The organism is Acidovorax sp. 93 (genome assembly GCF_003633835.1).
Classification (GTDB): domain Bacteria; phylum Pseudomonadota; class Gammaproteobacteria; order Burkholderiales; family Burkholderiaceae_C; genus Acidovorax; species Acidovorax facilis.
Map to the genome: position 1 here is coordinate 386,870 of NZ_RBIT01000001.1, position 25,637 is coordinate 412,506.

18 protein-coding genes are annotated in these 25,637 nt (G+C 65.2%); 7 read left to right on the plus strand and 11 right to left on the minus strand.

Going from position 1 to position 25,637, the window contains the following annotated elements; genetic code table 11:
* Window positions 1-14: 14 nt before the first annotated feature.
* Window positions 15-5,987 carry an MG2 domain-containing protein gene (locus tag C8C93_RS01765; RefSeq protein WP_121505716.1) on the minus strand — a complete coding sequence of 1,991 codons (5,973 nt, stop codon included), beginning with the start codon at window positions 5,985-5,987 and terminating at the stop codon, window positions 15-17.
* A 174-nt stretch (window positions 5,988-6,161) separates the two neighbouring features.
* Here C8C93_RS01765 and C8C93_RS01770 point away from each other — a divergent pair, with 174 nt between their 5' ends.
* Together C8C93_RS01770 and C8C93_RS01775 are read left to right on the plus strand one after the other, a co-directional pair.
* Complete coding sequence (locus tag C8C93_RS01770; protein WP_121505717.1) at window positions 6,162-6,701, plus strand: hypothetical protein; 540 nt, start codon at window positions 6,162-6,164, stop codon at window positions 6,699-6,701.
* A 14-nt stretch (window positions 6,702-6,715) separates the two neighbouring features.
* Window positions 6,716-8,035: a tol-pal system YbgF family protein gene (locus C8C93_RS01775; RefSeq protein ID WP_121505718.1), complete on the plus strand. Its 1,320-nt coding sequence runs from the start codon at window positions 6,716-6,718 to the stop codon at window positions 8,033-8,035.
* Between the two features lie 269 nt (window positions 8,036-8,304).
* Here C8C93_RS01775 and C8C93_RS01780 read toward each other — a convergent pair whose 3' ends face one another.
* The 8 genes from C8C93_RS01780 to C8C93_RS01815 form a co-directional block, all read right to left on the minus strand.
* Window positions 8,305-9,357: a c-type cytochrome gene (locus tag C8C93_RS01780; protein WP_121505719.1), complete on the minus strand. Its 1,053-nt coding sequence runs from the start codon at window positions 9,355-9,357 to the stop codon at window positions 8,305-8,307.
* Window positions 9,358-9,537: 180 nt separating this feature from the next.
* Complete coding sequence (locus tag C8C93_RS01785) at window positions 9,538-10,608, minus strand: ABC transporter substrate-binding protein (protein ID WP_121505720.1); 1,071 nt, start codon at window positions 10,606-10,608, stop codon at window positions 9,538-9,540.
* 50 nt (window positions 10,609-10,658) lie between these two features.
* Complete coding sequence (locus C8C93_RS01790; protein WP_121505721.1) at window positions 10,659-11,816, minus strand: FAD-binding oxidoreductase; 1,158 nt, start codon at window positions 11,814-11,816, stop codon at window positions 10,659-10,661.
* The gene (locus C8C93_RS01795) at window positions 11,813-13,213 is read right to left on the minus strand and encodes an NAD(P)/FAD-dependent oxidoreductase (protein WP_121505722.1); all 1,401 of its coding nucleotides are present in this window, start codon (window positions 13,211-13,213) and stop codon (window positions 11,813-11,815) included. Before C8C93_RS01795 ends, C8C93_RS01790 begins: the two co-directional genes overlap by 4 nt.
* Window positions 13,210-13,521, minus strand: a complete 312-nt coding sequence (locus C8C93_RS01800; protein WP_199726970.1) for a (2Fe-2S)-binding protein — start codon at window positions 13,519-13,521, stop codon at window positions 13,210-13,212. The genes C8C93_RS01795 and C8C93_RS01800 overlap by 4 nt, the downstream gene beginning before the upstream one ends.
* Window positions 13,522-14,316 (minus strand): ABC transporter permease, encoded by a 795-nt coding sequence (locus C8C93_RS01805; protein ID WP_121505723.1) that lies wholly within the window; start codon window positions 14,314-14,316, stop codon window positions 13,522-13,524.
* Between the two features lie 4 nt (window positions 14,317-14,320).
* Window positions 14,321-15,193, minus strand: coding sequence for an ABC transporter permease (locus C8C93_RS01810; protein ID WP_121505724.1), 873 nt, complete (start codon window positions 15,191-15,193; stop codon window positions 14,321-14,323).
* A complete protein-coding gene (locus tag C8C93_RS01815; RefSeq protein WP_121505725.1) occupies window positions 15,190-16,296 on the minus strand; it encodes an ABC transporter ATP-binding protein in 1,107 nt (368 codons plus the stop codon). Before C8C93_RS01815 ends, C8C93_RS01810 begins: the two co-directional genes overlap by 4 nt.
* 449 nt (window positions 16,297-16,745) lie before the next feature.
* Between C8C93_RS01815 and C8C93_RS01820 the strand changes: the two genes are divergently transcribed.
* Window positions 16,746-17,591, plus strand: a complete 846-nt coding sequence (locus C8C93_RS01820; protein ID WP_121505726.1) for an IclR family transcriptional regulator — start codon at window positions 16,746-16,748, stop codon at window positions 17,589-17,591.
* Between the two features lie 115 nt (window positions 17,592-17,706).
* On the opposite strand, the gene C8C93_RS01825 is transcribed toward C8C93_RS01820, so the two are convergent.
* Both C8C93_RS01825 and C8C93_RS01830 read right to left on the minus strand, forming a co-directional pair.
* Window positions 17,707-19,281: a hypothetical protein gene (locus C8C93_RS01825; protein ID WP_147433716.1), complete on the minus strand. Its 1,575-nt coding sequence runs from the start codon at window positions 19,279-19,281 to the stop codon at window positions 17,707-17,709.
* Between the two features lie 252 nt (window positions 19,282-19,533).
* Window positions 19,534-20,445, minus strand: coding sequence for a LysR family transcriptional regulator (locus C8C93_RS01830; protein WP_199726971.1), 912 nt, complete (start codon window positions 20,443-20,445; stop codon window positions 19,534-19,536).
* Window positions 20,446-20,689: 244 nt separating this feature from the next.
* Between C8C93_RS01830 and C8C93_RS01835 the strand changes: the two genes are divergently transcribed.
* Genes C8C93_RS01835 through C8C93_RS01850 form a run of 4 tightly spaced genes read left to right on the plus strand, consistent with a single transcriptional unit; the run spans window position 20,690 to window position 25,636 of the window.
* On the plus strand, window positions 20,690-22,225 hold the full coding sequence (locus tag C8C93_RS01835; RefSeq protein WP_121505728.1) for an aldehyde dehydrogenase family protein: 1,536 nt from the start codon (window positions 20,690-20,692) through the stop codon (window positions 22,223-22,225).
* 23 nt (window positions 22,226-22,248) lie between these two features.
* Entirely contained in the window at window positions 22,249-23,445 is a 1,197-nt protein-coding gene (locus C8C93_RS01840) for an FAD-binding oxidoreductase (RefSeq protein ID WP_121505729.1), read from the plus strand.
* Window positions 23,446-23,495: 50 nt separating this feature from the next.
* The gene (locus C8C93_RS01845) at window positions 23,496-24,413 is read left to right on the plus strand and encodes an amino acid ABC transporter substrate-binding protein (protein WP_121505730.1); all 918 of its coding nucleotides are present in this window, start codon (window positions 23,496-23,498) and stop codon (window positions 24,411-24,413) included.
* A complete protein-coding gene (locus C8C93_RS01850; protein ID WP_121505731.1) occupies window positions 24,410-25,636 on the plus strand; it encodes a pyridoxal phosphate-dependent aminotransferase in 1,227 nt (408 codons plus the stop codon). Before C8C93_RS01845 ends, C8C93_RS01850 begins: the two co-directional genes overlap by 4 nt.
* Window position 25,637: the final 1 nt, after the last annotated feature.

Below are 25,637 nucleotides of genomic sequence, written 5' to 3' on the forward strand. Positions count from 1 at the left end.
CATGGCGCTGCGGTTTACCGAGCCGCCTCCACCTTTACCCGCGCGTTGGGCACTTCGCCAAACATCTCGGGCGCGTACATGGCTTCCACCCGGCTGGGCGGCAAGGCAAAGTCGCCCACGTTGTTCAGGCGCACGGTGTATTCCATCTTGACCGTGCCCTTGGGCAGGTACTCGTAGTAGCTGCGGAAGGCCTCGAAGCTGCGCTCCTCGAACGCGGGCCAGCCCGCGCCGCTGCGGGCCTTTTCGCCCTGCGTGGCAATGGCCGAATCCCGGCCCAGGCCGCTGCCCAGGATGGTGGCACCGCCCGGAATCGGGTCGGTGATGGCCACCCAGGTCATATCGGCGCTGGCGTTCACCTCCAGCGTCACACGCAGCACGTCGCCGCGCGTGTACTGGCCTGCGGGCAGCGACTTGTTGGCCTGCTCCACGGGCGTCACGGTCTTGGTGATGGCATAGCCCGCAGCAAAGGGCGCCTTGAGCTGGATGGCGGCGACGGATTGCAGGGTGAGCCACGGCTTGCCAGGCCCTTGGTGGGTCACCGCCAGGTTCTCCTTGCCACCGGCCTTGCCCCAGGCCAGGAACATGTCGTTGTTCTTGAGGTTGCCGGGCGATGCGGGCGCGCCGAACCAGGTCGTCTGGTGCGCGGCGCCCGTGGCGTCACTGGCCTTCACGCGTTCGACCTTGCTCCAGTCCACGCTGGCGGTGTTGCCAGACATCGCGGCTTTGGTGGTCCCCGAGACTGGCACGGCCTCGAACTTGGCGCTGAATTTTTCCAGCGCCAGCCCGCCCCACAGATTGGCGGTGGTGGTGTGCCAGGCGCCCGCCTGCTGGCGGCTGATGAAGCCGTTGGCGAGGCGGCCCATGTCGTCCTTCCATGCCGGGTCGTCCATCACCGCGAGCATCAGGCGCGCGGTGTTCACGTCGCCGTTTTGCATCAGCCACCACCAGTAGTCGTCCTGCTCGGTGCTGAAGATGAGCTTGGTGCCCTGGAACGACAGTCGGCTGCGCAGGATCTGCATGGCCTCGGCCAGGCGCTGGTCGCGCTGCGGCACATCGGTCACGCGCTTCAAGACGTTGACCCAGTCGATCACCGTGTGCGTGGGCCACTGGTTGGGCGCGATGTTGATGCTGCTGACCATGCGGCCCTGGGCCTTACCGTAGCGCGACAGCGCTTCGAGCGCGGCCACCTTGCGCATGTCCAGGTCCTTGCGGGGGCTCCAGAAGCTGCGCTGGATGCGGCCTTCCACAAACGCGATCAGGCCACGCTCCATGGGCGCGCGGGCGGCATCGGGCAATGCAAACGCGGGGTTGATGCTGGCGGCCTCGTGCGTGGCGGCCAGCACGTAGGCCGTCAGCGTGTCGCTCCCCCGGTTGCCATCCCCATCACGCGGTGGGAAGTAGTTGGCCAGGCCGTCGCTGTCGAGGTAGGTGGGCAACTGCGCCACCACGGTCTGCCACAGCGCGCCGTCGCGCAGGCCCACGGCCTTGCTGGTCTTTTGCTCCAGGCAGGCAAAGGGGTAGCGTGCCCACCAGTCGCGCACGCCCGGCAGGCCTTCGGCCAGCTTGGGCTGCAGCGACATCTTGAGGCCGCCCCGGCCGGGGATGGCGCCCGCTGGCGGGTTCACATCCAGGTTGAAGCTGCCGTCCACCTGCACCAGCGTGGCCTGCTGCACCGTGAGTGGCACAGCCGGGATGATGCGCTGGCGCGCCTTGAGCGCATCGCGGGCGCCGCCCACGGTGTCCTTCGCCTCGATCTCCCACAGGATGGACTCGGCGCGGGTCTGCGCCAGTTGCGCTGGCGCCGTCACGTTCCAGGCGACCTCACGCGCTTCCTCCGGCGGGATGTCGATGGTCTGCGGCTTCAGGTCGAGCAGCGTGGCGCGAGGCGATACCTCCACCTTCATCGCCGTCTTGGTGGTGTTGCGCAGCGTGATCTGGGCGCGGAACTGGTCGTCCTCGCGCACCAGCGGCGGCAGACCGCTGATGATCTGCAAATCCTGCGTGGCGCGGATACTGGTGCTGCCGGTGCCGAAGAGGCCCGTGGCGGCATCGGCCACAGCCACGATCTTGAAGGTGGTGAGTGCGTCGTTCAGCGGCACCGTCACCTTGGCCTGGCCGTTGGCGTCGAGCTGGATGGAGGGCTCCCACAGCAGCAGCGTGTCGAGCAGCTCACGCGTCTGCGCGCGCCCCCCGCCACCGCCTGCAGGCACGGCCTTTTTGCCGTAGTGGCGGCGGCCGATGATTTCCATCTGCGCGGTCGATGTCTCCACGCCCCAGCTGCGCCGCTGCAGCATGGCTTCGAGCAGGTTCCAGCTGGTGTTGGGCATCAGCTCCAGCAGGGCCTGGTCCACAGCGGCCAGGGCCACCTCGGCATTGGCAGCGGGCTTGCCGCCCGGCAGGGTCGCGGTGATGGTGACCTGGGCCTTGCCGCGCACGGCGTAGCTCTCCTTGTCGGCCGTCACCTTCACGTCGATCTGGTGGGCCGCTGTGCCCACGCGAATCTCGGCCATGCCCAGACGGAACGCGGGTTTGGACAAGTCCACCAGCGCCGTGGGCGCCTGGTACTCTTTGCCTTCGTACCAGAACGAGGTCCACCACTCGCGCGGCGCCTTGAAGCCCCAGGTGAAGAAGCTGTACCACGGCACCTCGCGCAGGCGGCCACGCAGGGCCAGCACGCTCACGTACACATTGGGGCCCCAGTCGGGCTGCACCTTCAGGCTCACCGTGGGGTCTTGCCCGTTGAGCTGCACCACCTGGGTGTCGATGATGCCTTCGCGCTCCACGGCCACCAGGGCCGTGGCAAAACGGAACGGCATGCGCACCTGGAACTTGGCGATCTCGCCGGGCTGGTAGCTTTTCTTTTCGGGCAGCAGGTCGATGCGGTCGTGGTCTTCGCCACCAAACCACAGCTCGCCCTGGCGCGTGACCCACACTGACGAGGCGGCCACGCTGGTGTTGCCGTCCTTGTCGGTGGCGGTCACCACCAGCTCCACCTCGCCGGGCTCGTCGAGCTTGGATTCGCACAGCAGCAGGCCGCGTGCGTCGCTCTTGCCGCTGCACAGCGTGCCCAGGTCTTTGGTTTCGGTCTGATTGTCGTAGCTGTAGAAGCCGCCCACCATGCGCTTGCGCGTGCTGGTGGTGATGCGGGCAATGGCCTGCACCTGCAGCGAGGTGTCGGCGGCGGGTTTGCCGTTGTGCTGCAAGGCCAGCGCCTGGTAGCGGATCTTCTGTCGGGCAGACACCCAGCCCTCGGTCTTGATGCCCGCCACCACACCGGCGGGCCACAGCGCTTGCGTGCTGCGGATGGTCTGCACCTCGCCATTGGGGTCGGCGTAGGTGGCTTCCAGCAGCAGCTCCTGCGGCTGGCGGGCCTGGGGCACGTTGTCGATGGTGACCTTGCCCGCACCGTCCTTGTTCAGCGTGAGCGGCAGCTTGTCGGCAATCACGCGTGCATCCTGGCGGGCCGCAGCTTCTTCGTCGTCGCTGTTCGCACTTTCCTGCTCGCGCTTGCGGGGCGGTGTGAAGCGGAAGGCCTCGTAGTCGCTGTACTGCAGCGCCTTGCCGCGCACCATGGCCGACACGCGCACCGGCAGGTTGGCGGCCCCGCCGCCCGCCACGTAGTTGATCTGCACATCGGTGGGCACCGAGCGCACGCGCACCAGGGCCTTCTTCTCGACCGGGGTGATGCGCCCCTCCAGCACGGGCAGGCGGAACTCCTCCACCCGGAACTCGCCGGAGCCGAAGCTGCGTTCATCACCGGAATCCTTGCGCAGCTCCACCTGGTACACCCCCAGCTTGGCGGCGGGCGGGATGGCGAAGCTGTTCAGCGCACTGAGGCCACCCGTGGCCGTGTCGCGCCAGGCGACGGGCTGGGTGAACTGCTGGCCACTGCCCACATGGGTGATGACCAGGGTTTCGGGCCGTTCCTTGGGCAGCGCAAAACCCTGGCGGGTTTCCGAGCGCAGCACGTGTTTCATCGACACGGTCTCGCCCGCGCGGAACAAGGTGCGGTCAAAAATGGTGTGGGCGCGTTCGCTGGGGCGCGGGTCGCTGCTGGTGGGCACGTTGAAGCGCCAGGGCTCGATGCCGCGCTGCCAGTCACTCCAGGTAAAAGCCATGTCCTCCACGCCGCCCTCGTCCTTGTGGCGCGCGCTCACGAAGTAGGCGTTGCCGCCGTCGCCGTAGTCGCCGCCATCGCCGCAGCGGGTGGGGTCGGACGACAGGCCTTCGATGCGGGCCACGCCCTGGGCATCGGTCAGCGCGTTGGCCAGCTCATTGCCCTTGCAGTCGCTCACACGCACCGTGGCGCCCTGCACCGGCTGGCCCTTGTCCAGCGTGGTCACCCAGGCCAGGGCGTTTTCGCGGCCAAGCTTGAAATGCACGCCCAGGTTGGTCACCAGGGCAGAGGTGCGCACGAACATCGTGCGGGCGTCCCCGTGGCGCTCATCCAGCAGCGAAGCGCCGAGCTTTTGCGAGGCGATCTCCACCACATGGAAGCCGGGCGGCAGCGGAATGCCCACCACCTCGAACGGGCGCGGGTCGTTGCTCGCTGGCTTGGGCAAGTCCAGCGTCTTCACGCCACCCTTGCCCGCCAGCAGCGAAAGCATGCGTGACTGCACATACTCCTTGTCTTCGTCCAGCACCTTGGGCAGCGGTCCGGTCACGTCGCGCCGCGCCTGCTTGCGATCCACCACGTAGCTGTCGTAGCGCTGCACCTTCTTGAACCACGCAATGATGTCGGCGTCGGTGCGCGGCTTGAGCGTGCTCACGGTGCCCGGCTGCAGGCCCTGCACGCGCAGGGCGGCTTCCACGTTGCGCAGTGTCACGGGCAACAGCGCTGGGGGGTTGTCAGAGCGCGGACCTTCGGCAAAACGCTCGACGATGCCAAAGGGCGCTGCCGCAAACTTGGCCAGGGGCGGCATGCCACCCGTGGATACCTTGAGCGGAAAGTTGTCTGCATTGCGCAGCGGGCGGCCCGAGGCGTCCTTGAAGTCCTTGGGCAGCTCCAGCGTGAAGGCCGTGTTTTCAGACAGGGGCGCCGCAAACTGCACGCTGTTGACCAGCGCATCCCCCTTCTGGCCCTCGATGCCGCCGTCGGTCTGGGGCTTCAGGGTTTCCTTGGCCGACTTGAGGCGAATGGCGGTGGCCAGGCCGCGCGGCACCGGGGCGTTGAAAGACAGCTGCATCGGCCGGATGGGCAGGCAGGCGGCCTGCGCGTTCTCGCGCTCGCAGCTGAACTCGGCCGCAAACGGCTCGCGCACCTTGAAGTCAAAGCGCTTCTCCACCGTGTTGGCCACGCCGCTGGGTGTGGCCACGCCCTTGCCAAACACGATCTGCATGCGCGAGCCCGAGGTGAACCGCCGGTTGCAGGCCAGCGTGGCGTACTGCAGGGGTTCTTTCGCCGCGCTTTTTTCCAGGCCCAGCGTCTTCAATATTTCGGCGCGCTGCGCGCCCTCAATCAGCCGCACCGGCACGCGCTCGCCCACGCCTTCCACCGTGCACCACACATTCGCCTGAACGCTGGCGGTGGTGGCGGGCCCGTTCAACTGCAGCACGAAGAACTGCTCTTCGTCGATGGCCTGGTAGGGGTTGGGGCGGATGGTCTGCACAAACGGGCCACCGCTATTGAACTGATAGCTTTTGGCGCCCGTCAGATCAGCGCCAGAGGCCGATTTGAACCCGGGTTTGACCGTTGCGGTGCAGCGCACGCCGGGTGGAAGGTCACTTTCAAAGTCGAAAACCCACTCGCGCTCGCCTGTCCAGCGGCCCGTGCCCTTGGTGGCGCTGGCATCGCTGCAGCTCAGGTTGATGGGCGCGGGCGCCTTGGGGTCGCCGAAGTTGACGGCCGCCGCATCGAACTTGGCCACCACTTGCCGCACCCGGGCCACTTCGCCCTGCGGTGAAAAACTGGTGATCTGCAGGGCGTGTGCGCCCATCGAAACCCAAGCCCCCGACAACAACACCAGGGCACGTTGCAAGACATTCATTTTTGACATCCCTCTATCCGACTCGACCGCGAGGGTAGCCGATATGCCGCGCGGCCACCCCATCCAGCGCGGGGATGCAACGTAACAACTCGTTCGCCCTCGCCTGAAGTGCAAAAAGCCGCACAAAGCCCATCGGTATACTGCGCCGCAAAATAAAGCGGGAGAGAGGGAATCATGAAAAAGATCGTCTTGTTGGCGGCCTTGTGCGCGGTCGCCTGGTATTACTTTGTCGGTGGGCGCACATTGGACGAAAAAATGGTGCGCGCCTACTACGACCAGAGCGCGCACGCCCTCTACAAGCGAGACGCTGAGCTGATGTGCAAACAGCTCAGCAGCAAGGCCATCATCCAGGACGAGACGGTGATGAACGGCCAGACGCAGCGCAGCACACTCAACCACGACCAGCAGTGCGAGGCCTTCAAGGCCAGCATGCAGATGTTCGAGCAGATCGGTGACCGCATGGGCGGCATCCTGACGGTCGAGTTCGAATTCCACATCGACAGCATCGAGATCGAACCGGGCCGCAAAAGCGCCAAGGTCAAAGGCACCAGCCTGCTGAAGATGGGAGAAACCGTCATGCAGTTCAGCTCCACCTTCAACGAGCAACTCGTGCGCGAAATGGGGCAAATGAAGCTCCTGCGCTCCGACCAGCGCACCGTGGTGCGCATGGCGGGCGGGCGCGGGATGTCGCAGTCCGACTTCTTCTCCAAATAAGCCCGGGGCACCCCATGCAGCGCGAAACCGCAAAGACGCCCCGTCCGTTCTGGCACCAGATCAACACCTTTTTCGCGTTTCCGCTGCAACCCAAGCCGCTGATGTACAGCGTGCTGCTGGCGCTCTCCAGCTTGCTGTTCAAGCTGATCTTCTTTGTGCCCGACGCCCTGGGCATCCTGATCGTGGAGATCGGCATCCTGCTGGCCGCATCGCGCTACGGATTCAAAGTCACGGCCCTGGGCTCACGCGGCATCTACAAGGCCGCAGACTACCCTTCCGAGCTGGACCCGGACTGGAAGAACCTTCCTTGGAAGCTGTTCGCCATCCTGATCGTGCAAGCCATGGCAGTGGGCTGGCTGCAGCGCCTGAACCCCCTGCTGGGCACGCTGGCCTGGCTGGCCATGTGTTTTTTGCTGCCCGCCACGCAGATCGTGCTGGTGCAGACCTGCAGCTTTACCGAAACCCTGAACCCCGCCAACGCCTGGAACGCCGTGCGCACCATTGGCTGGCCCTACCTGCTGCTGTGCCTGTTCCTCTTCCTGCTGAGCCAGGGCACCTTCATCGCGCTGGGCATGCTGGTGCCTATCTTCAAGGGCTGGATCCTGCTGCCCATCGTCAACTGGCTGCTGATCTATTTCAGCTGGGTCATGGCCAGCCTGCTGGGCTACGCGATGTACCAGAACCACGCAGCCTTTGGCATTGACCTGCTGCCCGGCGCAGGCCTGGACGACGACGGCGCCCCTGTGGACCGCCGCAGCCCCCGCCAGATCGAGCAAGACGCCACCGACGCACACGTGGCCGCGCTGATCACCGCGGGCGACATGGTCGGCGCCCTGGGCGTAGCCTACGAAGACCAGCGCACCCGCAGCGACGAAGTGCCCGCACAGCGCCGCTACCACCGTGTGCTGACGCTGGCCGAAGGCAAAACCGCCACCCTGCTGGACCATGCCCAGCGCTACATCCCGCTGCTGCTGCGCTCGGGCCAGGGCGGCGAAGCGCTCAAGGTCTTTCAAACCTGCCGGACCAAGGACGCCCAGTTTGCGCTGCAGGACGCCAACGCCACCCTCAACCTGGCCAAAGCCGCCTGGAATGCCAACAACGCCAAAGACGCGCTGGCCCTGCTGCAGGGCTTTGACCGCCGCTTCAAAAACCACGACAGCGTGCCCGCCGCCTATGAACTGGTGGCCCGCGTGCTGCTGCAAGGCATGAACCGCGCCGACATGGCCCTGCGCGTGCTGGCCACGCTGGAGTCCCGCCACCCGGACACCGAGGCCACGCGGGAAACGCGGTGGCTGCTGCGCAACCATGTGCCGCAGGGGGCTGCGGGGGGCTAAGGGTGCTATGGGGCTCTAGCGCTTATCTATAAAGCGTGAGCAGCTATGGTATTGATAGTGATTGCCGAGTGTTCCATGAACCGACCGGGCCTCTTCTCTGAACAGGCATGCCTCACGCACCAGCAAGCCAGCAAACCAGCCCAGGCTTCGGCAAGTTCTGCCCGAGCGGGTGGGGCAAAACCCCAACGTCCACTACAAAAATCGTAGCTGCTAGCGCTTGATAAATAAGCGCTAGCGGCCTAAAACATCAAAAAATCCAAGACCAAACATCACCCCGGCATCCGCAACCCCGAAGACACCGAAGGCACGTTCGACGGCCGATGCTGCGGCCCCTTTGGCTGCTCCACCCGCACCAGATGCGCATCCGCAACTCCATCGTTCAGCCCCACCTCCCCACTCGCCGGTGCATGGCCCACGCCCGCCCCGGCGCCCCCCGCCTTGGCAAGGGCACCAGGGGCTGTCAAGAACAGATACAGCGCCTTCGCATCCACATCACTCAACTGCCCCAGCGACTCAAACGGCATCACCTGGATCGGTGTGCCATCCGGCCGCTTGCCAGTGCGCAGCATCGCCACAAAGCTGGCGGCATTGGGGTAGCGGGCCATGGCGCTGTTGGCGCCGGGGCGGATGTCGGCAGCGGCGGGCCAGTCCGGCGGGCCGCCCGGGATCTTGCCGCCCGACAGGTCTGCGCCGTGGCAGCCGATGCACATGTTGGCCACATACTGGCCGTTGGCCACCGTTACACCCGCAGGCACGGGGCGCGATGGCGCCAGCTGGTGGTCGATGCGCGCGGCTGCGTCGGGGATCGCGCCCAGGCCGTACAGCACCCAGGCAGGGCGGGGCAGTTCCACCACGGCCTGCGTGCCCTCCTGCGGCTTGAACTGGCGTACGTAGGACACCAGGGCATTCAGGTCGTCGTTGGTAAAACGGTTGTAGTCCTCGCTCGGCATCACCAGCAGCGGGCGGCCATTGGGCTTGACGCCGTGGCGGATCACGCTGTTCCAGTCTTCGGGCTGGTAGCGGGCCACCACGCCAGCGGGGGTGATGTTGGGGCCCACGATGCGCGTGCCCTTGCCGTCGTTCACAAACTCGCGGCCCGTGCCTTGCGCGCCGTGGCAGTCGGTGCAGCCTCGCGACGCATACAGGTACCGCCCGCGCTCAATGGTCTGCGCGTCGGTGGTGTAGGCCACGGGGCGCGGCTTGATGTCGATGTAGCGGTTGCGCTTTTGCTCGGCCAGGTACAGGCCGCTGGTGGCTGTGGCCACAACGACCACGCCCAGCAGCAGCGCGCCGCCTGCGGTCCATTTGATCCAGCGTTTCATGGTGGTATCCCTCTTCTTCGAATGAATGGCAACTGAACGAATCAGCGTGTTCAGGCGCCGGATTCTGGATTCGAAGAAGCGGTTTGTGACACCCTCCTGCCGCAGGGCGTGGCGCAGCCGGTGACATTTGTCACAAACGCGCCGCCAGTGTGGTGCGGCGCGCGTCAACGGCCCCGTTGCTCAGCGCTCGATGGTCTTGTTCCAGCGCGTGTTCCAGGCTGGGCGGTTGGCGTTGACGCTGTCCCAGTCCAGGGTCACGGCGTTTTTCATCCACTGGTTGATCTTGGCCACCTGCTCGGCGCCTTCACCCACGGCCGGGGCCTTGGGGTTGGTGGGGATCTGCGCGCCAAACTGCAGCACGTTGGCCTGGGCCAGGGGGCTCAGCAGAAATTCGGCCAGTTTTTGCGCCAGCTCGGGCTCGCTGTTCTTGGCGATCACGCACTGGCCTGTCATCAGCACCACCGAGCCTTCCTTGGGCTGGGCGTATTCCACCGGAATGCCCTTGGATTTGAGTGCAGCCACGGCCGTGGGCGTGAGCGGGAAGATCGCGGCCTCGCCCGTTTGCACCATCTCCGAAATCTTGGCCGAGCTCGGGATGTACTCCAGCACGTTCGGGCCGATGGTCTTGGCCCAGTTGGCAAAGCCGGGTTCCACGTTCTTGTCGTTGCCGCCCTGGATGCGGTTGAACATCAAGAAGCCGTGCAGCCCGAACGATGAGGAGGGCATGGACTGGAACACCACCTTGCCCTTGTACTTGGGGTCGGCAAAGTCCATCCACGAGGTGGGTGCGGCCCAGCCCTTTTCGGCAAACATCTTGGTGTTGTAGGCGATGCCCGTCATGCCCACGCTGACTCCGCTGGCCAGGTCGTCCTTGAAGCGCGCGGCGGGGTAGATGTCGTTCAGATGCTGGTTGGGCTTTTGTTTCTCGCACAGGCCCATGCCCATGGCGCGCACCATGATGCCGTCGTCCAGAAACATCACGTGCATCTGCGGCTTGTCCTTGTTGGCCTGGGCCTTGGCCAGGATGTCCGAGGACGTGCCGGGCACCACCACCACTTTCACACCATGCAGCTTTTCAAACGCCGGGAACACGTACTGTGTGTACGCCTTCTCCATCGTGCCGCCATTCATGCCGATGTACAGCGTTTTGGTCTGCGCGGTGGCGGTGCCTGCGGCGGCCACGGCGGTCAGTGCAGCGGCCGTCACAAGGGCGCGGCGGGTGCGGCTGGCAAAGCGGGGGGAGAAGGTCATGGTGGTTTCCTTTCTGGTGGGGAGGGGAGTTTTGTCGGTGGCAAACGGGGTCAGTGGGCAGCGGCAGTGCTGGCCACGTCAGCCACCGTCGTTGGGAGAAATCGCTCTATCGCAAAGGCATCAATCGGCGTGGTGCTGCGGCCATCGCGGGCCAGCTCGGCCAGCACCTCGCCCACGCCGGGGCCAATCTGAAAGCCCGCACCCGCAAAGCCAAAGCCATGGATCAGGCCGGGCGTGGTGTGGCTCTTGCCCAGCACCGGCTGGCGGTCAGGCAGATAGCCTTCGGTGCCGCTCCAGGTGCGAATGAAGTGCGCGTTCTTGAGGGCGGGCAGCAGTTCCACGGCCTGCACGGCCAGCGTGGCGATGGCGCTGCGCTCGGAGCGGGCGCGGTCGGCATCCAGCGCCACACCTGCGCCGCCGCCCAGCACCAGATTGCCGCGCGCCACCTGTCGGCAGTAGATGCCGCCGCCTTCCACACCCAGGCTCCAGTGCATGAAGAAGGGCAGGGGCTCGGTCACCGCCATGGCGGGGTGGCCAGAGTGAATGGGCACGGCCTCGCCAAACTGCACGGCCAGCGCACCGGCCCAGGCTCCTGCGCAATTGATGAGCACGGGTGCACGCACCGCCACGGTGGTGCCCGAGCGCACGGTGAACCGCTGGCCGTCGTGCTCCACCGAGGTCATCGGTGTGCGCTCCAGAATCTGCGCGCCCGCGCGCTTGGCCGCCAGCGCAAACGCGGGCGACACCAGGCGTGGGTTGGCCTGGCCGTCATCCGGGCAGAGTGATCCACCCGCAGCGCGCCCGCCCAGCCAGGGGCAGCGCTCGCGCAGTGTGGTGCCGGAGATGAGCTGTAGCCCCAAGTCAAAGTCGCGGCTCATTGCTGCATAGGCCTCCAGTGCAGCCATGTCCGCCTCGCTGCGGCCAATCTTGAAATGCCCGCTGCGCTGGTATTCGCCATCGGTGCCAATCAGCGCGGGCAGGTCGGCCCACACCTCGTGAGCGCGCTGCGCCAGCGGCAGCTGGCTCACCGGGCGGCCCTGACGGCGCACGCCGCCATAGTTCACGCCACTGGAGCGCGAGCCGCACAGGTCACGTTCCAGCAGCACCACGGCCACGCCTTTGCGGCGCAGTGCCAGCGCGGTCGATGCGCCCATGATGCCGCCGCCCACAATGGCAACGTCGGTGTCGATCGTTGGGGTGGCGGTCATGCGCGGGCCTCCGCCTGGGGTTGCAGGTGGATGGGAATCGGCTTGATCGGCGCCTGTCCGCGCAGCCGTCCTACCGTGTCAATCGGCTTGCCTGTGGCGTGGGCCAGAATTTCTGCAGCGGCCACACCGCACATGCGGCCTTGGCAGCGGCCCATGCCCACGCGGGTCAGGGCCTTGAGGCGGTTCATCTCATCGGCTCCCGCATCGCGGGCACAGGCGCGCAGCTCACCGGCTGTGATGTTCTCGCAGCGGCACACCACCAGCGCATCGGGCGCGTGGGCGGCCCAGTCAGTGGGAAATGGGAAGGCGCGCTCCAGCCCTTGGCGGAATGGCATCAAGCCCGTGAGCTTGCGTTCCAGCTCCGCCGCGCGCGCAGTGTCCACCTTCACGCCATGGTCTGCCAGCAGCGCCAGCGCTGCGCGCTCGCCCGCCCACTCGGCCGCATCGGCGCCCATGATGCCCGCGCCATCGCCCGCCAGGTACACACCGGCAACGCTGGTGCGGCCTGCTGCGTCGCGTTCAGGCAGGTGGGCGCGGTGCATGGGGGCCCAGGCAAAGCGGCAACCCAGCAGGTCGGCCAGTTGGGTTTCGGACCGCAGCGCATAGCCAAAGCCCACGGCGTCGCAGGGCACGGTGTGCTCGGCGTCCCCGTCGCTCCACACCACGGCGTTCACCCGGGTGTCGCCCTGCACGCGCACGGGCCGCACGCCGGTGTGCACCACCACGCCGTGCGCGCGCAGCCAAGCCACGTAGTACAGGCCCTTGCCTAGCACGGTGGGCTGCGTCAACATGCCGGGCAGGGCGGCCAGCTGGTCGGCAAAGCGCGCGGTGTCCAGCACCGCGGCGACCTTCACCCCAGCCTTTGCGCCCGCCTTGGCATATTGATAGGCCACCAGGTACAGCAGCGGCCCGGTGCCCATCAGCACCACGTTGCGGCCGATGGTGCAGCCCTGGAACTTGAGCGCCACCTGAGCGCCACCCAACGTGTACACGCCGGGCAGCGTCCAGCCCGGCACGGGCAGCACGCGGTCGGTGGCGCCGCTGGCCACGATGAGTTGGCCGTAGGGCACCGTGCGCGTGGTCTGTGTGGGGCCGTGCAGCACATCGAGCTGGCCACCCTGGGCGTTCCACACCAGGCTGTTGGGTTGGTAGTCGATGTGGGCGGCCAAGCCATCCAGCGTGCTGTGCAATGCCGTGGCGCGTGATGCTTCGGTGCCGTACAGCGTTTGCGGGCTGCGGGCAAAGTGGGCGGGCTGGCGGCGGTAGATCTGCCCGCCGCCGCGCGAGGATTCGTCAATCACAACAGGACGCACGCCATGCGCCCCCAGCGTTTTCGCAGCGCGAATGCCCGCAGGGCCAGCGCCCACGATCACGGGTTGTAAGGCGGGGGCGGTCATGCGGCCCCTCCGGTGGTCAGCTGCATGCCCGCCTGGATGAAGGTGGCGCAAGACCGTAGGCGTTCGCCGGTAGCCGTCATCACCCAGCAGTCCTGGCACGCGCCCATCAGGCAAAAGCCTGCGCGCGGCTCGTGGCTGAACTCGTTGCGGCGCAGTTGGGCGCGGTGGGTGAGGATGGCGGTCAGCACCGTGTCGCCTTCGAGCGCAGCGGCGGGTTCTCCATCGAGCATGAAGGGCACGGAGGCCCGGTCTTTTTCGGCCACGCGATGGAGCAGAGGTTGGCTGGAAACCATGGTTGCGGTACTCATTTATTTCCGACCGACCAGGACTCGGTCCAAGCCGTACACTCGGTCGAGAATCACCATCGCGCAGGCCGTCAGGGCCACCATCAGTGCCGACACCGCAGCCATCAGCGGGTCAATCGACTCGGTGGCGTACATGTACATGCGCACCGGCAGCGTCACCGTGCTGGGCGAGGTGACAAAGATCGACATCGTCACTTCGTCAAAGCTGTTGATGAAGGCCAGCAACCAGCCGCCCGTCACGCCGGGCAAAATCATCGGCAGCGTGATGCGTGTGAACACCGTGGCCTGGCTGGCACCCAGCGACAGCGCGGCATGCTCGGCACTGCGGTCAAACCCCACCAGCGCGGCCACCACCAGCCGCAGCGTGTAGGGCGTAACGATGAGCGCATGCGCAAACACCAGCCAGCCAAAGCTGCCCGTGCCCCCCAGCAGCGCAAACAGGCGCAGCAGGGCCACACCCAGCACCAGGTGCGGAATGATCAGCGGCGACAGGAACAGGCCGTTGAGAAAGCCGCGCCCCGCAAACTCGTAGCGTGTGATGGCAATGCCCGCCGGCACGGCCAGCACCGTGGCCAGCGTGGCCGATGCCAGCGCCAGCCACAGGCTGTTCCAGAACGACTGCACAAAGTCCGAATGCGCGAACACTGCCTTGAACCAGCGCAGCGAGAACTCAGTGGTGGGCAGCGTCAGCGTGTTGTGCGGCGTGAACGCCACGATGCACACCACCAGCAGCGGGGCGAGCATGAAGGTGATGACCAGCGCGTTGAACGCGAGGGCCAAAGGTCCGTTCTTCTGCATAACTTCAGCCCAACGCTTTCTTGTACCGGCCCTCAACCAGCCGGTTGTAGCTCAGCATCACCACCAGGTTGGCCACCAGCAGCGTCAGCGCAATCGCTGCGCCCAGGGGCCAGTTCAGCTCGTGCAGGTATTCGTCGTACACCACCGTGGCCACCATCTTCAGCCGCCGCCCGCCCAGCAGGCCGGGGATGGCAAACGAGCTGGCCGCCAGCCCAAACACGATCAGGCTTCCCGACAGGATGCCGGGCAGCACCTGCGGCAACACAATGCGCCGCAGCGTGGTGAAGGGTGTGGCCTGCAGCGACAGGGCGGCGTTCTCCACACCCGGGTCGAGCTTTTGCAGCGAGGTCCACACCGGGATCACCATGAACGGCAGCATCACATGCACCAGCGCAATCACCACGGCGATCTCGGTGTAAAGCATCTTCACGGGGCCAAATCCAAGTAGCCCGAACAGCCCATTCACCAGCCCCTCAGGCCCCAGCAGCATGCTCCAGCCAAAGGCCCGTACCACCACGGATACCAGCAGCGGTGCCAGCACCACCAGCAGCAGGATGGAGCGCCACGGGTTGCCCATGCGGCTCAGGATGTAGGCCTCGGGTGCGCCAATGGCCACGCAGATCAGCGTGACCAGCCCCGCAATCCAGAACGTGCGCCAGAAGATCGTGTGGTAGTACGAATCGGTGAACACATGGGCGTAGTGCTCCAGCGTGAACTCGCCTGCCTTCACCCCTGTGGCCGGGTCAAACGCATTGAACGACAGCACGGCCGTGAGCGCCAGTGGCACCAGCAGCAGCACCGTGAACAGCAGCAGCGCCGGGCCCGACAGCCACCAGGGCGCGGCCTTTTTGTGCAGCAAGGTGGTGGCCAGGCTCATGGCGCCACCTCGGCGGCGTCTTCGGCCTCCAGCTCGGCCATGGCGGTTTCATCGGCGGGCAGCAGGCGCATGCAGTGGTCGGGCCAGTCCACGCCCGTGCGCTCGCCCTCGGCCAGCGCAGCGCGGCCGTCGTTGGGCACCAGCACCATCAGGTCGCCCACGGGGGTGCCCACACGGTACAGCCACTGGCTGCCCAGGAAGAACCGCTCGCACACCTGACCATCCATCCGGCCCTGCACGGCGGGCACCAGTTGCACTTTTTCAGGTCGCACGCTCAGCAGCACGGCGGCGCCGGGGCGGTAGCGGGCACCGTCCACCTCCATCGTGAGGGCGCCCACCTTCACCTGCGTGTGCGTGCCATTGGCATGCGTTACCTGGCCGGGCAGCAGGTTGGCCTTGCCCACAAAGGTGGAGATGAAGCGCGTGCGCGGGTGCTCGTACACGCGGTGCGGGTGGTCGATCTGCGTGGCGCGGCCGGCCTCCATCACCACCACACGGTCGCTGATGGACATGGCTTCGCTCTGGTCGTGCGTGACCATGATGGTGGTGGTGCCCACCTTGCGCTGAATCTGCCGCAGTTCAAACTGCATCTCCTCACGCAGCTTGGCGTCGAGGTTGGACAAGGGCTCGTCCAGCAGCAGCACGGGCGGCTCGATCACCAGCGCACGGGCCAGCGCCACCCGCTGGCGCTGGCCGCCCGACAGCTCGCGCGGGTAGCGCGTGGCATGCTTTTCCAGGTGCACCAGGGCCAGCGCCTGGGCCACGCGCTCGGCGCGCTCGGCCTTGGGCACCTTGCGCATCTCCAGCCCAAAGCTCACGTTGGCCGCCACCGTCATGTGCGGGAAGAGCGCATAGCTCTGGAACACGATGCCCAGCCCGCGCGTGTTGGCCTTGGCGTGGGTGATTTCCTTGCCATCGAGTTCGATGCGCCCGCTGGTCACCGCTTCAAACCCCGCCACCATCTGCAGCGTGGTCGTCTTGCCGCAGCCCGACGGGCCCAGCAACGACACAAATTCACCCTTTTGCACCGTGAGGTTCATGGACTGCACCGCGCAGGTGCTGCCATAGAACTTGGTCACATCCGTGAGCTTGAGAAACGACATGGCGAAAGCCTTTCCGGTGGTGGCATCGCACGGTTTGCCTGGGGGCCGTGCGTGCCACCTGCTGTGGAGTTGCATGGATGGGCTGCGGGCCTTCGGTGTGCGTGCACCGGGGTGGTGCAAGTGCCGCACAAAGGCTGGAACAGCCGCTAGGGGAGCTCTGCACCGATCAAGTGGTAAGCGTGCGCTGCGGATCGGCGTGGGCTGCTAGGCGCAAAGCACAGCAATAGCCGTGGCTATTGCGAGCATTTGCAACAACGCAGACCGCCCGAGGCCGCAGATGCACGCGGCACTTGAATGGTGCAGAGATTCCCTTGTTTCAATTGAATCTATTGCAATAAACAAACCAGAATGCTTCGGGTATTCCATTAATCAGAATTTTTATTGAATTTATTCCGATCAATGAAATATGATGCCTTCAGTTTGATCAACGAATTCCACAGGAGCGAAGTATGGAAGCCGCATCCACCGCCACCGGCGGAGTACCCCGGGTGTTTGCAGTCATCCGGGCCCTGTCGGCCGTGCAGGCCGAGGGCGGGCGAGTCACCCAATTGGCGCGTGCCGTGGGCCTGACGCAAGGCACCACGCACCGTTTGCTGCAATCGCTGGTGGCAGAGGGCATGGTCGAGCAGGACGAGCGCAGCAAGCTCTACCGCCTGAGCATGGACTTCTTCGCCCTGGCCGCCAAAGCGGGCAACCCCGGCGACCTGCGCAGCCTGTGCCGCCCCGCGCTGCTGCGCCTGTGCGCCAGCCTGGGCGACAGCATCTTTCTCTTGGTGCGCAGCGGGTTCGATGCGGTGTGCCTGGACCGCAGCGAAGGCCCGTTCCCCATCCGGTCCTTTACCGGCGACATCGGCGGCCGCGTGGCCCTGGGCGTGGGGCAGGGTGCGCTGGCCATCCTGGCCTTCTTGCCCGAGGCCGAGCGCGAAGAGGTCATCCGCTTCAACCTCTCCCGCGTGCGCGAGTACGGCGTGTTTGACGAGGTCTATCTGCGCACCGAGATCGAGCGCGTGCGCCAGCTGGGCTACGCCGGCCGCAACACCGGCTTGCTCGAAGGCATGGCTGGTGTAGCCGTACCCATACTGGACCGCGAAGGCCGCGCGGTGGCGGCGCTGAGCGTGGGCACCATTTCAGCGCGCCTGAACGACGACCGCCTGCCCACGGTGGTGGAGTTGCTCAAGCGCGAAGCGGCGGCGATTGGGCCGAGGATCAATCCGTTTGATGCGACGCTGCGGAGGCCTGCGCAGAGTTTGTCGGGCGGGGCGCAGGGGTTGGCTATTGGGGGGGGGCGTGACTGAGGTTTGCCGGTGGCCCTACAGCTATCGTTCGTGTTCCCGTGATCGATGGCGGTCACACAGCGAAAGCAGTTTCGAAGCAGACATTGTGCGTAGCCGATTCTGAGATTGCTCAGTCTCATTGGCCATCAGCAACCTGTCGGCGGTCCACAAAGCTGCGTACAGGCGACTGAACAGAACTGCCGTCATCGGGACTCTTGATAAACGAGCGCAGGGCTGCTTCAGGAAGAATTCGGAGCCACTCTTTTTCGAAGAGCTTGCGATGAACCGTTCTTCGGTACACCTCATTGAACTGCTCCTGGGCGTAGCTCTGGATCATCCAGCGCTCCTGGTCACCCGCATGCTTCGAGCTGAAGAACGCATGAATACCCACCTCAGCAATCGTGGGGCTCACGTCCTCAAAGTCCTGGCATGAGGCCACTGTGTAGGGCATGGTTTCCAGCCATGTGAGGTCAAGATTGGCTGCTGCCATTCTCGTTCGCACGGTGTCCGCCAAGAGGTCAGCAGACTTAGCCAACAAGTACCAGTCTTCGAGGGTTACGACGAGCGGATAAATAGGCAGGTTATTGTGCGGCCAGTGCGTGTGCCCCGCCAGCGCGTCGGCTATGTTCTTGTACAGCTGTACGACGGCTTTCGCCAGGTAGTCCACTTGCTGACCAATGATGGTCGGGTCAACCGCTGACCTAGCCCCCGAAGTCATGCGCTTGGCCTTGCATTCAATGAACAAGTTCGCCTTATCGTCGACCAATATCCAGTCCACGCCGTCTTTTCTGTCGCGTCCCACCTGGTATTCACGCTCCTCGTAGATCGTGTACTGAGGGCCTGTGAAGGTTTCACCCATCACCTCACCCAGGTAGGTCTGAAATGAGGAGCCAAACGGATTGTTGAAGCCATCAGCATTGGCGATCTCGTAGTAGAGGCTCTGGCTTACGCGCCTCAAGACGTAGGAGGGAATGGGGCAATGGAGCCGTTCAGGTTGGCTCGGGTCCAGGCCCACGAGTGGCGTGAGTTCGAAAGGGTTCCAGGTGTACATCCAGGTCTCGTCGTACTTGGCAGCATCGCTGATCCTGACGCGAAGTTCCTCGATGGGCAGAGACAGCTTGCGAAACACTGATTGGGATTGCTCAAGCTCGGTCCCAAGGGGGCGGTAGTCTTGACGAGAGGAGATCGTGAATTGCTTTTGTAGATACCCTGTTGTCCCAAAGCCCACTGAAAACCAATTCTTCGTGCTGATCCCTGTTTCGCGCACAAGGAGCTGCTCCACATCAGGCGCTGCGAACACTTTGAAGTAGCGCATGAGCGCATTGAACTCACGCTGGCGCTGCCAAGGAAACTGAAGATGGCCCGTGGGGTTCAGGCTGTTGTACGCCTGCTCTGGTGTGATCTGGGCACCCGCCATATCGTTGCTGACCTGGCGCAGCATATTGAGAACGCGTGCCATGTTCGGCCACGGACGAAGCCTTTGCGTTCCTTGCGTTGTCGCGTTGAGTGCGATTTCGCGCGCGAGTGTGGTTATCTCCCACTTATGGAGAACCCACTTTAGGCCGGTGAATGCTTGGCCTGTCCACACCTTCACATTCGAGGATGGTTGATCCACCGCCTGGAAGTACCACCAGATGTCCTCGATGGAGTCCTGCAGGTTGAACTGGCGCAAGAGGTTGCGAAGCGGTTTGTATTGAGGGTAGTTGTTCAAGGTCTGAGCCGGGTTGAATCTGTAAGCTACGCCGCGGTGAATGACCGCAATCTGTCTGAAGCGGTTGTGGTCATCGTATTCGCAACCGTCCGCTACTGGCTGATATCTGGCCTACCGATGCATGGTTACCGATACCTTGCATCAGGTGCGTTTACTTCACTTTTGATAGCTTTTAGCGCATATCCAATAAGCGCTAGAGGCATCTTTCGTTTGTATTTCTCGCGATGCAAAAGTGATCGGCAATCCATGTTCTTACCCCTGCCGCTGCCCTGCACACTCCCCCACGACCCAATCCCTGAACGCCTTCACCAGCGGCGTCTGTGCCCGCGCCTCTGGGTACACGAGGTAATACGCATCGGTGCTGGTCAGCACCTGGTCTGACAGCTCCACCAGGCTCCCTGCCGCCAGCTCCTGCTCGATCAAGAAGCGCGGCAGCAGCGCTGCACCCAGGTGCGACACGGCAGCCTGCGCAATCATGGCGAAGTGCTCGGACTGCGGGCCGCGCAGTGCCAGGGCGGTGGGCGCGCCTACCAGTTCAAACCACTCGGCCCACTGCGTGGGGCGGGTGCTTTGCTGCTGCAGCACCACACGCGTCAGGTCCTGTGGGGTGCGGATGTTGTGGCGGTCTCGGTAGGTGGGGCTGCACACGGGCACGGTTTCTTCGTGCATCAGGTATTCGCACACGGCGCCCGCCCAGTGCGGGGTGCCGAAGTGGATGGCGGCGTCAAACGGCGTGCCCGCAAAGTCAAACGGCTCGGTGCGGGCCGAGAAGTTGACCATGGCCTCGGGGTGCAGTGCCATGAAGCCGCCCAGGCGCGGGATGAGCCAGCGGGTGCCCAGCGTGGGCAGCACGGCCAGGTTGAGCAGGCCGTCGGTGCTGGAGAACGCCATGGCTTTTTGCGTGCTGGCTGACAGCTGCTGCAGCACGTTTTGCACGTCGGCCGCGTAGACCCGGCCCGCGTCGGTCAGCACCACGCGCTGGCGCACGCGGTGGAAGAGGGCGGTGCCGATTTGCTCTTCCAACTGGCGGATCTGGCGCGACACGGCACTTTGGGTGAGGTGCAGCTCTTCGGCCGCGCGCGACACGCTCTGGTGACGGGCGGCGGCCTCGAAGGCCAGCAGGTCGGCGGTAGAGGGCAGGAAGGTTCGGCGCAGCAGGGTCATACTGGGTCATGCGTTGGGGGAATGATTGGCGACGCCAAAAATTGAGCCTTTTGAGCCCCTGTCGCTCATTGGGTATAGGGTAGCGGTCCTGACATTTTCAGGTACTTCATGCTGATTTGTGATCAAGTAGTTCCATTTTTTTGCTATCCAGCGCGGCGCGATTGGCGGATATTGGCGGATTCACTGCGTGTGTTTTCCCACGCTGTTTCCCTTTCTCTGCCTCCATCCAAGCTAGCGAGCCGCCATGTCCGCCACCCCTGTCGCCACCTCCCTCGTGTCCGAAGTCGATCAACTGCTGCAACGCCTGGGCGTGCCCCGCACGGCGTACACCGGCGGCACGCTGGCGGCGCGCTCGCCCATCACGGGCGAGGTGCTGGCCCAGGTGCCACAGCAAAGCGCGACCGATGCCACGGCCGCCATCGGCCGCGCGCATGCGGCTTTCCAGGCGTGGCGCAATGTGCCTGCACCGCGCCGGGGCGAGCTGGTGCGCCTGCTGGGCGAGGAGCTGCGTGCCGCCAAGGCCGACCTGGGCCTGCTGGTGACCATCGAGGCGGGCAAGATCCCGTCCGAAGGCCTGGGCGAGGTGCAGGAGATGATCGACATTTGCGACTTTGCCGTGGGCCTGTCGCGCCAGCTGTACGGCCTGACGATTGCCACCGAGCGCCCCGGCCACCGCATGATGGAAACCTGGCATCCGCTGGGCGTGTGCGGCGTCATTTCGGCCTTCAACTTCCCGGTAGCCGTGTGGTCGTGGAACGCCGCGCTGGCACTGGTGTGTGGTGATTCAGTGGTGTGGAAACCTTCGGAAAAGACCCCGCTCACGGCCCTGGCCACGCACGCGATTGCGCAGCGTGCCATCGCCCGTTTTGGTGCCGACGCACCCGAAGGCCTGCTGGAGCTGATCGTGGGCCAGCGCGACATTGGCGAGGTGCTGGTGGATGACGCCCGCGTGCCCGTGCTGTCGGCCACGGGCTCCACCGCCATGGGCCGCGCCGTGGGCCCGCACCTTGCAGCGCGTTTTGCGCGCGGCATCTTGGAGCTGGGCGGTAACAACGCCGCCATCGTGGCGCCCTCGGCCGATTTGAACCTGGCCCTGCGCGGCATTGCGTTCGCCGCCATGGGCACGGCGGGCCAGCGCTGCACCACGCTGCGCCGCCTGTTTGTGCACGACAGCATTTACGACCAGCTGGTGCCCCAACTCGCCAAGGTGTACGCCAACGTGCAGGTGGGTGACCCGCGCACCGCTGGCACGCTGGTGGGCCCGCTGATAGACCGCATGGCTTTTGACGGCATGCAAAAGGCGCTGGAGCAAAGCCGCGCGCTGGGCGCCACGGTGCACGGTGGTGGCCGTGTGGAAGGCATCGGCGGTGACCATGCGTACTACGTGCGCCCTGCGCTGGTGGAGCTGCAAAAACACGAAGGCCCCGCGCTGCACGAAACCTTTGCGCCCATTCTGTACGTGGTGCGCTACAGCAGCATCGACGAAGCCATTGCCATGAACAACGCCGTGGGCGCGGGCCTGTCGTCGTCCATTTTCACGCTCAATGTGCGCGAGGCCGAACAGTTCATGTCGGCGGCGGGTTCGGACTGCGGCATTGCCAACGTGAACATTGGCCCGAGCGGCGCCGAAATTGGCGGCGCGTTTGGTGGCGAGAAGGAAACCGGCGGTGGCCGCGAAGCGGGCTCGGACAGCTGGAAGGCCTACATGCGGCGGGCGACGAACACCATCAACTACTCCACCGCGCTGCCTCTGGCACAGGGCGTGACGTTTGACGTGTAACCCACGCGCTGGTTGCCCCGTTCATGTTGATCGCTAAGGAATCACACCCCATCGTCATCATCGGCGGTGGTGTCATTGGCAGTGCGATTGCGTACTTCCTCACGCTGCAGCAGCCGGGCTGCGAGGTGGTGGTGGTCGAGCGCGATCCGACCTATGCGCGGGCTTCGTCGGCGCTGTCGGCCAGCTCCATCCGCCAGCAGTTCTCGACGGACATCAACATCCAGATCTCGGCGTTTGGCATCGGCTTCTTGCGCAACGTGGGCACGCTGCTGGCCTGCCGTGGCGATGTGCCCGACATTGGCCTGCACGAAGGCGGCTACCTGTACCTGGCCACCCAGGCGGGCGAGGCCACACTGCGCGAAAACCATGCGTTGCAAAAGCAGCATGGTGCTGACGTGGCGCTGCTGAGCCCGCAGCAACTGGCCGAGCGTTTTCCCTGGCTGGCGCTGCAGGACGTGGTGCTGGGCTCGCTGGGCCTGTCGGGCGAGGGCTGGTTTGATGGCTACCTGCTGCTGACGGCGCTGCGCAAGAAGGCACAGAGCCAGGGCGTGCGCTATGTGGCCGATGACGCGGTAGGCCTCGACACTGCGGCCAGCGACGGCGTGCTGCATGTGAACGCAGTACGCCTGCAAAGCGGCACCGTGCTGCCTTGCCGCTACGCCGTGAACGCGGGCGGCCCGTGGGCGGCTGCCATTGCGGGCTGGGCTGGCATTGATCTGCCGGTGATGGGCAAGCGCCGTACGGTCTTCAACCTGGCCAGCCCCGCAGCGCTGCCGGGCTGCCCGCTGCTCATCGACACCAGTGGCATCTGGCTGCGGCCCGAGGGCAAAGGCTTCATCTGCGGCTTTGCGCCCGACGCCGACAACGACGCCGACTTTGCCCCGCTGGAGCCCGAGTACACAGCGTTCGAGGACCATATATGGCCCACGCTGGCCGAGCGCATCCCTGGCTTTGAAGCACTGCGCATGCAGGGCGCCTGGGCGGGCTACTACGAGATGAACACCTTCGACCACAACGCCATCGTGGGCCTGCACCCGGCGTGCGACAACCTGGTGTTTGCCAACGGATTTTCGGGCCATGGGCTGCAGCAGTGTCCTGCCGTGGGGCGAGGGCTGGCAGAGCTGTTGCTTACGGGCAGCTACCAAAGCCTGGACCTGTCGCCGCTGTCCATTGAACGCATCGCGCGCAACGCGCCGCTGCTCGAAAAGAACGTAATTTGAGCCTCGCCTTTTTTCAATCTGCCAACGACATAACACCAGGAGACAACGACATGGCAATTTCTCGCAAGACCTTCACCGCGCTCGCTGCAGGCTTGGCCCTGACTTGGGCGGCTACAGCCCCTGCGCAGGCGCAGACGGTCACCCAGCCCACGCTGGAGAAGATCAAGTCCAGCGGCAAGGTGGTGCTGGGCGTACGCGAAACCTCGCCGCCCATGGCCTATGCGCTGGGCGCCAATGAAAAATACGTGGGCTATCACGTGGAGCTGTGCGAGCGCGTGCTGAAAGAAGTCGCGCCCGACGCCAAGCTTGAATACATGGCCGTGACGGCGCAAAACACGCTGCCGCTGGTGCAAAACGGCACGCTGGACATCGGCTGCGGCCCCACCACCAACAACACGGCGCGCCAGCAGCAGGTGGCCTTTGCCGTGACCACCTACGTGAGCGAAGTGCGCATGGCAGTGCGCAAGGATTCGGACCTGAAGTCCATCAGCCAACTTGCCGGGCGCACCATCGCGGCATCCACCGGGACCACGGCCGTGCAGTTGCTGCGCAAGCAAGAGCGCGCACTGGGCGGCGGCGCCATCAAGACCGTGCTGGGCAAGGACCACCACGAAAGCTTCCTGTTGCTGGAAACAGGCCGTGCCGATGCGTTTGTGCTCGACGACAACCTGCTCGCCGGGATGATCGCCAATTCCAAGGACCCGTCGGCCTACCGCATCGTGGGCGAGCCGCTGGGCGCCGAGCCGATTGCGCTGCTCTTCCGCAAGGACGACACCGCCTTCAAAACGGCGGTGGACGGTGTGCTCACCAAGCTCATGCAAAGCGGCGAGATGGAAAAGATCTACACCAAGTGGTTCGTGAACCCCATTCCGCCCAAGAACATGAGCCTGAACCTGCCGCTGGGCACCACGCTGCGCCAGCTGTTTGCCACGCCCAACGACAAGCCCCTGGAGACCTACCAGCAATGAACGCCGCCGTTCCTGCCACGGCCTTCCGCGCGGCCGACCGCATCAGCGCCATCGGTGTGTCCGATATCGTGCGCATCACCCAGGCCGCCAACGAGCTCAAGCGCCAGGGCCAGCCCGTCATTGTGCTGGGCCTGGGCGAGCCCGACTTTGACACGCCCGCCCACGTGATTGAAGCCGCGCAGCAGGCCATGGCGCAGGGCGACACGCACTACACGGTGCTTGATGGCACGCCCGCGCTCAAGGCGGCCATCCAGCTCAAGTTCCGCCGCGACAACGGCCTCGTGTTCGCCACCAACGAAATCACGGTGGGTGCCGGCGCCAAGCAGGTCATCTACAACGCGCTGATGGCCAGCCTGAATCCCGGCGACGAGGTGATCCTGCCCGCGCCGTACTGGACGTCGTACGCCGACATGGTGCTGATTGCCGGTGGCGTGCCTGTGGTGGTGCCCTGCAGCGAAGCCAACGGGTTTCGCATTACGCCCGAACAGCTCGACGCGGCCATCACGTCGCGCACGCGCTGGGTGTTCATCAACTCGCCGTCGAACCCCAGCGGCACGGCCTACAGCGCCGAGCAGTTGCGGCCTATTCTGGAGGTGGTGCTGCACCATCCGCAGGTGTGGGTGCTGGCGGATGACATCTACGAGCACATCCTGTACGACGGGCTCGCGTTTGCCACCCCCGTAGCCGTGCTGCCCGCACTGCGCGAGCGCACGCTGACTGTGAACGGTGTCTCCAAGTCGTATGCCATGACGGGCTGGCGCCTGGGCTACGGCGCCGGGCCCAAGGCATTGATCGCGGCCATGGCCGTGGTGCAAAGCCAGGCCACATCGTGCGCGTCGTCCATCAGCCAGGCCGCTGCGGTGGCGGCGCTCACCGGCCCGCAGGACGTGGTGGCCGAGCGCTGCCGTGCGTTTCAGGCGCGGCGCGACCTGGTGGTGGCGGCCCTCAACGCATCGCCGGGCCTGCGTTGCCGCGTGCCCGAGGGCGCGTTCTACACCTTTGCCAGTTGCGAAGGTGTGCTGGGCCGCACCACGCCGGGCGGTGTATTGCTTCGCACCGACGCCGATTTTTGCGACTACCTGCTGCGCGAGTTCCATGTGGCCGTGGTGCCAGGCAGCGTGCTGGGGCTGGCGCCGTACTTCCGTATCTCGTACGCTGCCAGCATGGCCGAACTGCAAGAGGCCTGCGTGCGCATCCAGCGCGCGTGTAAGGCACTGTTCTGAG